Origin of the sequence: Mammaliicoccus sp. Dog046, assembly GCF_034039665.1 — a bacterium.
Lineage (GTDB): Bacteria > Bacillota > Bacilli > Staphylococcales > Staphylococcaceae > Mammaliicoccus.
Map to the genome: position 1 here is coordinate 895221 of NZ_CP120131.1, position 12716 is coordinate 907936.

Annotated in this window: 6 protein-coding genes, 22 tRNA genes and 2 rRNA genes; 28 read left to right on the top strand and 2 right to left on the bottom strand. The window is 38.6% G+C overall.

Features of this window, described 5'->3' with window-relative positions:
• Window positions 1–129: 129 nt before the first annotated feature.
• The 25 genes from P3U32_RS04450 (at window position 130) to P3U32_RS04570 (ending at window position 7420) form a co-directional block, all read left to right on the top strand.
• A 23S ribosomal RNA gene (locus P3U32_RS04450) occupies window positions 130–3056 on the top strand.
• Between the two features lie 85 nt (window positions 3057–3141).
• Window positions 3142–3256 (top strand): 5S ribosomal RNA (rrf, locus tag P3U32_RS04455).
• 47 nt (window positions 3257–3303) lie between these two features.
• Window positions 3304–3379 (top strand) — tRNA-Val (locus P3U32_RS04460).
• A gap of 6 nt (window positions 3380–3385) precedes the next feature.
• A tRNA-Thr gene (locus P3U32_RS04465) sits at window positions 3386–3461 on the top strand.
• A 9-nt stretch (window positions 3462–3470) separates the two neighbouring features.
• A tRNA-Lys gene (locus P3U32_RS04470) sits at window positions 3471–3546 on the top strand.
• 3 nt (window positions 3547–3549) lie between these two features.
• A tRNA-Leu gene (locus P3U32_RS04475) sits at window positions 3550–3631 on the top strand.
• A gap of 32 nt (window positions 3632–3663) precedes the next feature.
• Window positions 3664–3738 (top strand) — tRNA-Gly (locus P3U32_RS04480).
• Between the two features lie 6 nt (window positions 3739–3744).
• A tRNA-Leu gene (locus P3U32_RS04485) sits at window positions 3745–3833 on the top strand.
• A 9-nt stretch (window positions 3834–3842) separates the two neighbouring features.
• Window positions 3843–3916 (top strand) — tRNA-Arg (locus P3U32_RS04490).
• A 19-nt stretch (window positions 3917–3935) separates the two neighbouring features.
• A tRNA-Pro gene (locus P3U32_RS04495) sits at window positions 3936–4009 on the top strand.
• 25 nt (window positions 4010–4034) lie between these two features.
• Window positions 4035–4110: transfer RNA gene (locus P3U32_RS04500), tRNA-Ala, on the top strand.
• 21 nt (window positions 4111–4131) lie between these two features.
• Window positions 4132–4205, top strand: a tRNA-Met gene (locus P3U32_RS04505).
• A 37-nt stretch (window positions 4206–4242) separates the two neighbouring features.
• Window positions 4243–4316 (top strand) — tRNA-Ile (locus P3U32_RS04510).
• A 12-nt stretch (window positions 4317–4328) separates the two neighbouring features.
• Window positions 4329–4421: transfer RNA gene (locus tag P3U32_RS04515), tRNA-Ser, on the top strand.
• Between the two features lie 28 nt (window positions 4422–4449).
• Window positions 4450–4523 (top strand) — tRNA-Met (locus P3U32_RS04520).
• Between the two features lie 9 nt (window positions 4524–4532).
• Window positions 4533–4608: transfer RNA gene (locus P3U32_RS04525), tRNA-Asp, on the top strand.
• A gap of 21 nt (window positions 4609–4629) precedes the next feature.
• A tRNA-Phe gene (locus P3U32_RS04530) sits at window positions 4630–4702 on the top strand.
• Between the two features lie 13 nt (window positions 4703–4715).
• A tRNA-Thr gene (locus P3U32_RS04535) sits at window positions 4716–4791 on the top strand.
• 6 nt (window positions 4792–4797) lie between these two features.
• Window positions 4798–4881: transfer RNA gene (locus tag P3U32_RS04540), tRNA-Tyr, on the top strand.
• Between the two features lie 12 nt (window positions 4882–4893).
• A tRNA-Trp gene (locus P3U32_RS04545) sits at window positions 4894–4967 on the top strand.
• Between the two features lie 2 nt (window positions 4968–4969).
• Window positions 4970–5042, top strand: a tRNA-His gene (locus tag P3U32_RS04550).
• A 16-nt stretch (window positions 5043–5058) separates the two neighbouring features.
• A tRNA-Gln gene (locus tag P3U32_RS04555) sits at window positions 5059–5130 on the top strand.
• Between the two features lie 6 nt (window positions 5131–5136).
• Window positions 5137–5211: transfer RNA gene (locus tag P3U32_RS04560), tRNA-Cys, on the top strand.
• 339 nt (window positions 5212–5550) lie between these two features.
• Window positions 5551–5635 (top strand) — tRNA-Leu (locus tag P3U32_RS04565).
• A 643-nt stretch (window positions 5636–6278) separates the two neighbouring features.
• Window positions 6279–7420, top strand: a protein-coding gene (locus P3U32_RS04570) for an IS3 family transposase (protein WP_323702460.1) whose coding sequence is annotated in 2 segments (ribosomal slippage) — window positions 6279–6549 and window positions 6549–7420 — 1143 coding nt in all. Because the reading frame shifts where the segments join, the coding sequence is not laid out codon by codon here.
• Between the two features lie 76 nt (window positions 7421–7496).
• Here the strand turns inward: P3U32_RS04570 and P3U32_RS04575 are convergent.
• A complete protein-coding gene (locus P3U32_RS04575; RefSeq protein ID WP_323704433.1) occupies window positions 7497–7712 on the bottom strand; it encodes a hypothetical protein in 216 nt (71 codons plus the stop codon).
• A 57-nt stretch (window positions 7713–7769) separates the two neighbouring features.
• Entirely contained in the window at window positions 7770–8735 is a 966-nt protein-coding gene (locus tag P3U32_RS04580; protein WP_323704434.1) for a LacI family DNA-binding transcriptional regulator, read from the bottom strand.
• A 142-nt stretch (window positions 8736–8877) separates the two neighbouring features.
• On the opposite strand from P3U32_RS04580, the gene P3U32_RS04585 reads away from it, so the two are divergent.
• The 3 genes from P3U32_RS04585 (at window position 8878) to P3U32_RS04595 (ending at window position 12711) form a co-directional block, all read left to right on the top strand.
• Entirely contained in the window at window positions 8878–9930 is a 1053-nt protein-coding gene (locus P3U32_RS04585; protein WP_323704435.1) for a PTS sugar transporter subunit IIC, read from the top strand.
• Window positions 9931–10529: 599 nt separating this feature from the next.
• Window positions 10530–11993 carry an ABC transporter substrate-binding protein/permease gene (locus P3U32_RS04590; RefSeq protein WP_323704436.1) on the top strand — a complete coding sequence of 488 codons (1464 nt, stop codon included), beginning with the start codon at window positions 10530–10532 and terminating at the stop codon, window positions 11991–11993.
• On the top strand, window positions 11986–12711 hold the full coding sequence (locus P3U32_RS04595; RefSeq protein ID WP_323704437.1) for an amino acid ABC transporter ATP-binding protein: 726 nt from the start codon (window positions 11986–11988) through the stop codon (window positions 12709–12711). The genes P3U32_RS04590 and P3U32_RS04595 overlap by 8 nt, the downstream gene beginning before the upstream one ends.
• The last annotated feature ends 5 nt before the right edge of the window (window positions 12712–12716 follow it).

Below are 12716 nucleotides of genomic sequence, written 5' to 3' on the forward strand. Positions count from 1 at the left end.
ACCAAGCAAAAAACCGAGTGAATTTCTAACGAAATTCAACAAGCTTAATAATCGCGCGTCGTCTTTTTAGACGACATCACAGATTAATAACATTTATTTTCTTAAACAGTGATGTATAAGGAAATATTAGATTAAGTTATTAAGGGCGCACGGTGGATGCCTTGGCACTAGAAGCCGACGAAGGACGTTACTAACGACGATATGCTTTGGGGAGCTGTAAGTACGCTTTGATCCAGAGATTTCCGAATGGGGAAACCCAGCATGAGTTATGTCATGTTATCCGCATATGAATACATAGTATGTGAGAAGGCACACCCGGAGAACTGAAACATCTTAGTACCCGGAGGAAGAGAAAGAAAACTCGATTCCCTGAGTAGCGGCGAGCGAAACGGGAAGAGCCCAAACCAACAAGCTTGCTTGTTGGGGTTGTAGGACACTCAATACGGAGTTACAAAGGAAATAATTAGACGAATGGCTTTGGAAAAGCCAACCATAGAAGGTAAAAGTCCTGTAGTCGAAAGTTATTTCTCTCCTGAGTGGATCCTGAGTACGGCGGAACACGTGAAATTCCGTCGGAATCCGGGAGGACCATCTCCCAAGGCTAAATACTCTCTAGTGACCGATAGTGAACCAGTACCGTGAGGGAAAGGTGAAAAGCACCCCGGAAGGGGAGTGAAATAGAACCTGAAACCGTGTGCTTACAAATAGTCAGAGCCCGTTAATGGGTGATGGCGTGCCTTTTGTAGAATGAACCGGCGAGTTACGATTTGATGCAAGGTTAAGCAGTAAATGTGGAGCCGTAGCGAAAGCGAGTCTGAATAGGGCGAATGAGTATCTGGTCGTAGACCCGAAACCAAGTGATCTACCCATGTCCAGGTTGAAGTTCAGGTAACACTGAATGGAGGACCGAACCGACTTACGTTGAAAAGTGAGCGGATGAGGTGTGGGTAGCGGAGAAATTCCAATCGAACTTGGAGATAGCTGGTTCTCTCCGAAATAGCTTTAGGGCTAGCCTCAAGTGATGATTATTGGAGGTAGAGCACTGTTTGGACGAGGGGCCCCTCTAGGGTTACCGAATTCAGACAAACTCCGAATGCCAAATAATTTAACTTGGGAGTCAGACTATGGGTGATAAGGTCCGTAGTCGAAAGGGAAACAGCCCAGACCACCAGCTAAGGTCCCAAAATATATGTTAAGTGGAAAAGGATGTGGCGTTGCCCAGACAACTAGGATGTTGGCTTAGAAGCAGCCATCATTTAAAGAGTGCGTAATAGCTCACTAGTCGAGTGACACTGCGCCGAAAATGTACCGGGGCTAAACATATTACCGAAGCTGTGGATTATCCGTAAGGATAATGGTAGGAGAGCGTTCTAAACGTGTCGAAGCATGATCGTAAGGACATGTGGAATGTTTAGAAGTGAGAATGCCGGTGTGAGTAGCGAAAGATGGGTGAGAATCCCATCCACCGATTGACTAAGGTTTCCAGAGGAAGGCTCGTCCGCTCTGGGTTAGTCGGGACCTAAGCCGAGGCCGATAGGCGTAGGCGATGGATAACAGGTAGATATTCCTGTACCACCTATGATTGTTTGAACGATGGGGGGACGCAGTAGGATAGGCGAAGCGTGCTGTTGGAGTGCACGTCCAAGCAATGAGACTGAGTGTTAGGCAAATCCGGCACTCATAAGGTTGAGTTGTGATGGGGAGTTGGATCATGTATCCGGCGAGTCGTTGATTTCACACTGCCAAGAAAAGCCTCTAGTTAGAAAATAGGTGCCCGTACCGCAAACCGACACAGGTAGTCAAGATGAGAATTCTAAGGTGAGCGAGCGAACTCTCGTTAAGGAACTCGGCAAAATGACCCCGTAACTTCGGGAGAAGGGGTGCTTTTTAGGGTGAAAGCCTTGAAGAGCCGCAGTGAATAGGCCCAAGCGACTGTTTATCAAAAACACAGGTCTCTGCTAAACCGTAAGGTGATGTATAGGGGCTGACGCCTGCCCGGTGCTGGAAGGTTAAGAGGAGTGGTTAGCTTCTGCGAAGCTACGAATCGAAGCCCCAGTAAACGGCGGCCGTAACTATAACGGTCCTAAGGTAGCGAAATTCCTTGTCGGGTAAGTTCCGACCCGCACGAAAGGCGTAACGATTTGGGCACTGTCTCAACGAGAGACTCGGTGAAATCATAGTACCTGTGAAGATGCAGGTTACCCGCGACAGGACGGAAAGACCCCGTGGAGCTTTACTGCAGCCTGATATTGAAATTTGGCACAGCTTGTACAGGATAGGTAGGAGCCTTTGAAGCGTGAGCGCTAGCTTACGTGGAGGCGCTGGTGGGATACTACCCTGGCTGTGTTGACTTTCTAACCCGCACCATTTGATCATGGTGGGAGACAGTGTCAGGCGGGCAGTTTGACTGGGGCGGTCGCCTCCTAAAGAGTAACGGAGGCGCTCAAAGGTTCCCTCAGAATGGTTGGAAATCATTCGCAGAGTGTAAAGGCACAAGGGAGCTTGACTGCGAGACCTACAAGTCGAGCAGGGTCGAAAGACGGACTTAGTGATCCGGTGGTTCCGCATGGAAGGGCCATCGCTCAACGGATAAAAGCTACCCCGGGGATAACAGGCTTATCTCCCCCAAGAGTTCACATCGACGGGGAGGTTTGGCACCTCGATGTCGGCTCATCGCATCCTGGGGCTGTAGTCGGTCCCAAGGGTTGGGCTGTTCGCCCATTAAAGCGGTACGCGAGCTGGGTTCAGAACGTCGTGAGACAGTTCGGTCCCTATCCGTCGTGGGCGTAGGAAATTTGAGAGGAGCTGTCCTTAGTACGAGAGGACCGGGATGGACATACCTCTGGTGTACCAGTTGTCGCGCCAGCGGCATAGCTGGGTAGCTATGTATGGACGGGATAAGTGCTGAAAGCATCTAAGCATGAAGCCCCCCTCAAGATGAGATTTCCCAACTTCGGTTATAAGATCCCTCAAAGATGATGAGGTTAATAGGTTCGGGGTGTAAGCGCAGTAATGTGTGTAGCTGACGAATACTAATCGATCGAAGACTTAATCAAAATTTTTAACTCGGTTTATGCCGTAAAATCTGCTTACTATCTAGTTTTGAATGTGTAATATCATTCTTAATATTTTTACTATTTGTCTGGTGATGATGGCAAAGAGGTCACACCTGTTCCCATGCCGAACACAGAAGTTAAGCTCTTTAGCGCCGATGGTAGTTGGACTTACGTTCCGCGAGAGTAGGACGTTGCCGGGCAAATACCAAAAGTATTTAAAACAAAATATACTATTAAACATTTAAATGGAGAATTAGCTCAGCTGGGAGAGCATCTGCCTTACAAGCAGAGGGTCGGCGGTTCGAACCCGTCATTCTCCACCATTTAAAGCCGGCCTAGCTCAACTGGTAGAGCAACTGACTTGTAATCAGTAGGTTGGGGGTTCAAGTCCTCTGGCCGGCACCATGTTTTTTAGAGCCATTAGCTCAGTTGGTAGAGCATCTGACTTTTAATCAGAGGGTCAGAGGTTCGAATCCTCTATGGCTCACCATTAGCGGGTGTGGCGGAATTGGCAGACGCACTAGACTTAGGATCTAGCGCCGCAAGGCGTGGGGGTTCGACTCCCTTCACCCGCATTATTATTAATATGATTCAAGCATTTAATTTAGCAGAAGTAGTTCAGCGGTAGAATACAACCTTGCCAAGGTTGGGGTCGCGGGTTCGAATCCCGTCTTCTGCTCCATTATATGCCGGGGTGGCGGAACTGGCAGACGCACAGGACTTAAAATCCTGCGGTAAGTGATTACCGTACCGGTTCGATTCCGGTCCTCGGCACCATATTAATATGCGCCCGTAGCTCAATTGGATAGAGCGTTTGACTACGGATCAAGAGGCTAGGGGTTCGACTCCTCTCGGGCGCGTAATGACCATTTATGGTTACGGGAAGTAGCTCAGCTTGGTAGAGCACTTGGTTTGGGACCAAGGGGTCGCAGGTTCGAATCCTGTCTTCCCGACTCTTTTAAAAGTTACATATTGAATGGGGGCTTAGCTCAGATGGGAGAGCGCCTGCTTTGCACGCAGGAGGTCAGCGGTTCGATCCCGCTAGTCTCCACCATTTAAATAATAATATCATCATGGCGGCGTAGCTCAGCTGGCTAGAGCGTACGGTTCATACCCGTGAGGTCGGGGGTTCGATCCCCTCCGCCGCCATTAAAATTTTGAATATGGAATACATATTTTAAATTTAGGACCTTTAGCTCAGTTGGTCAGAGCAAACGGCTCATAACCGTTGGGTCGCAGGTTCGAGTCCTGCAAGGTCCATACTTATATAGTGGAGGAATACCCAAGTTCGGCTGAAGGGATCGGTCTTGAAAACCGACAGGGGCTTAACGGCTCGCGGGGGTTCGAATCCCTCTTCCTCCGCCATTATATTTGTAAAATTATTTATTATTATCGCGGGATGGAGCAGTTCGGTAGCTCGTCGGGCTCATAACCCGAAGGTCGGTGGTTCAAATCCGCCTCCCGCAATTATTATTAGGTCCCGTGGTGTAGCGGTTAACATGCCTGCCTGTCACGCAGGAGATCGCGGGTTCGATTCCCGTCGGGACCGCCATTTTTTTAAAATTTCATGTATGGCTCAGTAGCTCAGTCGGTAGAGCAAAGGACTGAAAATCCTTGTGTCGGCGGTTCGATTCCGTCCTGAGCCATTTTTATCTTTTAGCCGGCCTAGCTCAACTGGTAGAGCAACTGACTTGTAATCAGTAGGTTGGGGGTTCAAGTCCTCTGGCCGGCACCATCTAACGGAGGGGTAGCGAAGTGGCTAAACGCGGCGGACTGTAAATCCGCTCCTTCGGGTTCGGCAGTTCGAATCTGCCCCCCTCCACCATTTATATTTTTTAGGGGCATAGTTTAACGGTAGAATAGAGGTCTCCAAAACCTTTGATGTGGGTTCGATTCCTACTGCCCCTGCCATGGCGATTGTGGCGAAGTGGTTAACGCATCGGATTGTGGTTCCGACACTCGTGGGTTCGATTCCCATCAGTCGCCCTTATTTTTTTATTAATGGGCTATAGCCAAGCGGTAAGGCAACGGACTTTGACTCCGTCACGCGCTGGTTCGAATCCAGCTAGCCCAGTACTTAGGCGGCATAGCCAAGTGGTAAGGCCGAGGTCTGCAAAACCTCTATTCACCGGTTCAAATCCGGTTGCCGCCTCCATTAATAACTTGCGGGAGTATTTCAACTCTTAGAATACATTCCTTCCCGGAATGAGATATAGGTGTAAGTCCTATCTTCCGCTCCAATATTGTTTTATATGAATAATTTTTAAAATGCGGGAGTATTTCAACTCTTAGAATGCATTCCTTCCCGGAATGAGGTATAGGTGTAAGTCCTATCTTCCGCTCCAATACTGCTTTGTATTATTAATTTTTAAAATGCGGGAGTATTTCAACTTTTAGAATACATTCCTTCCCGGAATGAGATATAGGTGTAAGTCCTATCTTCCGCTCCATTAATTCTTCCATTGGGAAGATTTTTTTGTAGATATATCATTGTGCCGGTGTGGTGGAATTGGCAGACACGCGGGACTCAAAATCCCGTGTCCGTTGAGGACGTGTCGGTTCGAACCCGACCACCGGTATAAATAGTAAAACCGTAAACATGATGTTTACGGTTTTTTTATTTGTCATTATATATATTTAAATTTGTGATCACTAAAAATTATATTGAAGAAGTTCAGTGAAATTTATATAATATTATAGACATTAATTACAAGCAGAAAAACAAAATTACGATAAGAAGTAGCTTCTATTAATAATCAATTGTTAGTAGGTAATATTTTTAAGGGAGTATACCTAGACTAATTATTAATTTGACTTATATTCAGTTATCCTGTGGAATAAGTGCAGATAAAAAGTATTATAAAAGGTAGGTTATAAATTTGAAAATTTTATTATCATATATTTGCTTTTCAGCAATTATGTTAATACTTTTAACAATATTTAATTTGATATTTAGTGATAGCATTGAATGGAGAAAGAATATAATAGTATCTGTAATAACTTATCCGGTATATCTTTTCTTTGATAAGACAATTGGAATTAAGTCGAAATAGTATTTTTACTTTTCACATTTTATGTCTTGTACTTTGATTTTTACATAAATAGAGTAATAGGAAAAACACCTTAACTACGATATTGCACTAACCCCAGGATGTGGGAGTAAAATAAAAACACTTTCGTTGAATTCATATTAAAATGAATTTATACGGAGGTGTTTTTTCTATGAAAAGAGTGGCATATTCAGTTGAAACAAAATATAAAGTAGTAGAAATGAAACTTAAAGGATATAGCGCAAGAGAAATAATGGATGCTTTAAATATTAAAAATGAATCTCAAGTTAAAGTGTGGTGGAAATGGTATAGAAATGGGGAAACACATAGATTCAATCAACAAGTAGGTAAACAATATTCCTATGGAAAAGGAAATGAAGAATTTAGCACTGTTGAAACACTAAAAATTGAATTAAAGCGCAAAGAAGTAGAAAATGAAATTTTAAAAAAGTACAAGGAATTGGAAAGGAAGTGGTCCCAGAAGTAGTTGTTGAATTAGTAAATGAATTGAAATCTAAATATACAGTGAAAGTCATTTTAGAAGCTTTAGATATTCCAAAATCAAATTATTACAGATGGAAAAACAAAGATTTCAGTATATCTGAGGATGAACGAGAAATTATAGAACTATGTAAGAAACATCGTTTTACATATGGTTATAGAAAAATAACTGCCTTGTTAAATAGAAAAAATAATAAAAAAATTAATCACAAGAAAGTACAAAGGATTATGCAAAAACATAAATTAAATTGTAAAGTACGCGTGAAGAAATCGAAAAGACCAGGAAACCCATATTATAAGACACATAATCTATTGAATAGAAATTTCAAAGCAGAGAAACCTTTAGAAGTACTTTTAACAGATATCACTTATTTACCCTTCGGGAATACAATGTTGTATCTTTCATCTATCATGGATGCTTACAATGGTGAAATTGTGGCATATAAAATTGGTAAAAACCAAAATCAAGAATTAGTAAATGAGACATTAAAACAACTTCAATTGGAACCAGGAGCTATATTACATAGTGATCAAGGAAGTGTGTATACTTCTTATGAATACTATGCCCTATGTACAGAAAAAGGCATTACCAGAAGCATGTCCCGTAAGGGAACGCCAGCTGATAATGCCCCAATAGAATGTTTTCATGCCTCTCTAAAGTGTGAAACATTCTACTTAAACAGTGAGCTTAGAAGCTCTAATACTATTGTAATAGATATTGTCGAAAATTACATTGAAAACTATAATAAAGTTAGAATTCAACAAAAACTAGGCTACTTATCCCCTATAGAATATAGGAAATTAGCAGCCTAGAAAATAGTGTTTTTATTGAGCTCCCTTAGTAAGGGTGCAGTGCCATATAGTTAAGGTGTTTTTTTGCTTACGTTTTTTATAACTTAATAATGTAATCAATATTGTGATCTTTGTACATTTTACTTCTCGTCATAACAAATGGTATGTTGTACTTTTCTTTCATCTTAATTGCTTTTGATAAGCTATCATCAGTACATGCGACGATTTCGACGTTCGTTGTGTGTTGAATGATTTCTAAATATATTTCTGACGTAATATTGCATCCATCAATACCAATTTTTTGCTTATTCATAACAATTACCCCCTAGATTTTATTAATTAAAGGATAATCTATGAAATGCATTTCATGTCAACGGTTTAAATTCTTAACGGATTCTCTTTGTATTAGTTTAGTTTCAAATGATGTGTGACTTATAGAAGTGTTATATAGTTGTTTAAATAAATGTCTACCTATTTGCAGTAGGGGAATTTCTACTGTTGTTAAGTTGACTAGGTTTGATATTTCATGATTCTCAAATCCAATTATTGATAAACGTTGTTTTAAATCATCATTTATACTTAAGATTAATCCTGCAGCAGTGCTGTCACCCGTAACAATAATAGCAGTAGGTGGGTGTGTTAACGATTCAAGCTTTTTACATAATTTATTGCCATCTTCTAGTAAGACATAGTTTTCGAAAATGTTCTGTGGATCAAATGTAAGTTCTTTATTTTTACAAAAATCTTTATATGCTTGAATGCGTTGTATTGAACTTGTACTCTTTGTTCTATTAACGACACAACCGATGTGCCTATGACCGTAATCGTACAAATGATTTAATGCTTTTAAAAATGCTTCGTAGTGGTCTATGTATGTAGAATGTAAATTTGTATGATCTGTGTTTTCAAAAATGGATATCGGACCATATTGAAGATAATCATTGATAATATTTAAAGAAATGTTTCTTGAACAGATAATCAGTCCATCAAGTTGTTTCAGTTTTAACATTTCAAGTGCATCAAGTTCTTGATCAAGGTCATAAGCAGTTTGAAAGAGTACAATTTTTTTATTCATTTTAATTGCTTCTTCAGATATACCCTGTATAAGTTTTGAAAAGTAAGGATGACTTGAGAAAGGAATAATTACTCCAATTAAATGTGTTTTCCCCGTTTTTAAATGAATAGCATTAATATTAGGGATGTAATTTATATCTTTAATGACTTGTAAAACTTTTTCTCTCTTTTCTTTATTAACATAAGGGTGATTATTTAAGACTCTAGAAACTGTACTAGGGGAAACACCGGCTTTTTTAGCAACATCATTTAAATTAGGCATACAAGTACCACCTTTCGTATGTTCTCCCATTAATTTTAACACAGGGACCAATTGTGATGTCGTTAGCAATCAATTAAAAATATATTGTTTAATAAATTAAACTCCTATATGATTAATACATATTTATTTTTGGAGGAATCGTATGAATCAGCATTACACAGTTAAAGAATTTTTCTTTAACATATTAAATGGAATAGGTGTAGGTATTGTCATCGCACTTATACCAAACGCAATACTGGGCGTATTATTTAGTTATTTAGCTCAATTTCATCCATTGCTAGAAATGTTTTATCAAGCATTAATACTGATGCAATTTGCGATGAGCTTCATTATTGGTATTGTTGTTGCGAATCAATTTAAATTCCAAGCAACCGATGCAGTTATGATTGGTGCAGCTGGTTTAATCGGTTCTGGTGCACTTCATTACGAAAATGGACAATTCACATTCGCCAGCATAGGTGATGTCGTCAATTTAATAGTTGTATTAATTATTAGTTGCTATTTAATGATTAAATTAAAAGGTAAATTTGGATCATTAGATATGTTGATTTTACCAATTGTGATTTCAGTATTCAGTGGCTTTATTGGTATGCTAACATTGCCTTATGTGAGCATCGTGACTAAAGGAATCGGTAAATTAATTGAACAGTTCTCTACATTCAATCCATTACTTATGTGTATCTTAATTGCTATAGCATATGCATTGTTAATGGTTACACCTATATCAGTAGTTGCGATTGCAACAGCTGTTGGTTTACAAGGTTTAAGTTCAGGGGCAGGTAATATGGGTATTGTAGCTGCTTGTGTGACATTCTTAATGGGATCATGGAAAGTGAATGATAAAGGTATAAATATCGTATTAATCATCGGCGCTGCTAAAATGATGATACCGGTCTATTTTAAAAATCCTATTATTATAATTCCGTTAATGATAAATGGATTAATGAGTGGTTTATTAACTTATTTTGTAGGGATTAAAGGTACGCCAATGTCTACAGGATTTGGTTATACAGGATTTGTCGGTCCAGCAAATGCATTGAAGTTCATGGATGGTTCGATATTAAATAATGTCTTATTATTGATTTGTGCATATTTTGTTATACCATTTGTATTTGCATTTCTTGTACATAAACTTTGTTTGAAATACTTACCAAAGTATAAAAAAGAAATCTTTTTATTTAAAGAAACATCGTAATTTTAATGAAGCTGAGGCTGAGACATAATGCATGTCTCAGTCTCTTTTAGTATCTAATCATCCTTGCCGGGGCGGGACAACGAAATCTTTTTTATGAAAATTAGATTTCTGTCCCGCTCCCATTTTTTAATTTTATTGAGGACATTATAAGTTGAATTGTAAGAATATTATGTAAAATTAGATTGTGACTTTTATTGAATTGATGTAGAATTAAACATTATTTATTATTTGGGGGATGAACATCAAAAGAACATAATAGACGTTATAAAAAAAATTGCATATTTTGTGAATACGTTAAGAGTAGTAATTATTAATTCCAAAGTTTTACTGAATGCGTTAAATAATGGAAAATCAGATAGTACTTCACTTAAAGCATACGAGATTGTATTAGATTATTTTGCATATTTCTAATCAAATAAGCTTGTTTAGGAGAAGTATTTATCACCAGTGACACCATGATATGAAAGGAAAGCGTCGAATTGAAATTATGTTTAGAAATGTATGAGTGTAAACATTCATATTTTTTTATAATATCATGTTGCATAAAATTACAAAAATGCGTATAATAATGAATATTATTAATTCAGGAGGTTAGAACGGTGAAGAGAAACATTTTAATTAAAGTCGTTCTCGTTACATTTTGTTTGTTAGTGCTAGTACCTTATTTAGCTCCCAAGCAATCTCATGCAGCAGGGAATGATCAATGGGATAAAGCGAAAGAACGTGGCGAGCTTAGAGTAGGGTTATCAGCAGACTATGCACCATATGAATTTGAACATACGAAAGATGGTAAACGTGAATATGCAGGTATCGACATAGAACTTGCTAAAAAAATTGCGAAAGATAACCACATCAAATTGAAAATAGTGAATATGCAATTTGATAGTTTATTAGGTGCTTTAAAAACCGGGAAGATAGACATGATCATATCTGGTATGGCGCCAACTCCTGAAAGAAAAAAAGAAGTAGATTTTTCTGATGATTATATGGAAGTTAATCAAAGATTAATCATTCAGAAGAAAGATAAAGACAAATTAAAAACAATTAACGATTTTAAAGGGAAAATGATTGGTGTTCAAAAACAAACAACACAAGAAGAATTAGCAAAATCAGAAATGCCTGATTCACAAATTAGTTCTTTAACAAGGGTACCAGAAGTTATTATGTCACTCAATTCTGGGAAGATTGATGGGATGATTATTGAAGGACCTGTTGCAGATGCTTATTTAGAGAAAAATCCGAACTTAACATATTCTGATGTGAAATTCTCTGATGCGGATAAGACAACAGCAATTGCATTGCCTAAAGATTCACCGGAACTTATGAGCAGGGTGAATAAAAGCGTAAAAGATGTACGTGATAATCATTTAATTGATGATTATAAAGATAAGGCAACTGAAGCAATGTTTGATGATGGATCATTTTTAAGTAAATACGGTTCATATTTCTTACATGGTGTTGGCTATACAATATTATTATCATTTTTAGGTGTTGTAGCCGGTGCAATCATTGGTTGTTTCTTAGCATTAATGAAACTTAGTAATAGTAAAATCTTAAAAACAATTGCTTCTATATATATTGAATTCTTAAGAGGTACACCATTACTTGTGCAAGTATTCCTAGTCTACTTTGGTACGACAGCTGTACTTGGCTTAGATTTATCAGCACTCATTTGCGGTATTATCGCATTAATTATTAACTGTAGTGCATATATTGCAGAAATTATAAGAGCAGGTATTAATGCTGTAGATAAAGGTCAAATGGAAGCAGCAAGATCTCTAGGTTTAAATCAAACACAAGCTATGAAGAAAGTTATTCTTCCACAAGCGATTAAAAATATTCTTCCAGCACTAGGGAATGAATTTGTAACTGTAATTAAAGAATCATCTATCGTATCAGTGATTGGTGTAAGTGAATTAATGTTCAATGCACAAGTTGTTCAAGGAGCATCATTCGACCCATTCACACCATTATTAGTAGCAGCAGTACTGTACTTTATTTTAACGTTTACGTTATCAAGAATTATGTACTTTGCTGAAAGGAGGTATAGTGTCAGTGATTAAAGTTAACGATCTGCATAAATCATTCGGTAAGAACGAAGTATTAAAAGGCATTAATTTACACATTGAAAAAGGTGAAGTCGTTGCCATTATTGGTCCTTCTGGAAGTGGTAAGAGTACATTGCTTCGATGTTTGAATTTACTTGAAGAACCCACATCTGGTCAAATCGTTTTTGAAAATAATGATTTAACAAACACTAAAGGTGCAAAGTTAGATCAATTGAGACAAAAAATGGGCATGGTGTTTCAAGGTTTCAATTTATTTCCGCATAAGAAAGTTATAGAAAATATAACATTAACGCCATTAACGTTAAAAAAAGGAAATAAATCTGAATTAGAAATTCAAGCAGAGCAATTACTCCAAAAGGTTGGTTTAGAAGATAAGGCAGATGTATATCCTTCGAAGCTTTCAGGAGGTCAAAAGCAACGTGTAGCTATAGCAAGAGCATTAGCTATGAATCCAGCAGTGATTCTGTTTGATGAACCAACCTCAGCACTAGACCCCGAAGTTGTAGGTGAAGTGCTAGGTGTTATGAAAGATTTGGCTAAAGAGGGCATGACAATGGTAGTAGTTACCCATGAAATGGGATTTGCGAAAAATGTAAGTGACCATGTCATCTTTATGGATGAAGGTATTGTTCAAGAAGAAGGTACACCAGAACAAATATTTGATCATCCGCAAAATGAACGAACGCAACAATTTTTATCGAAAGTACTGTAACAAAA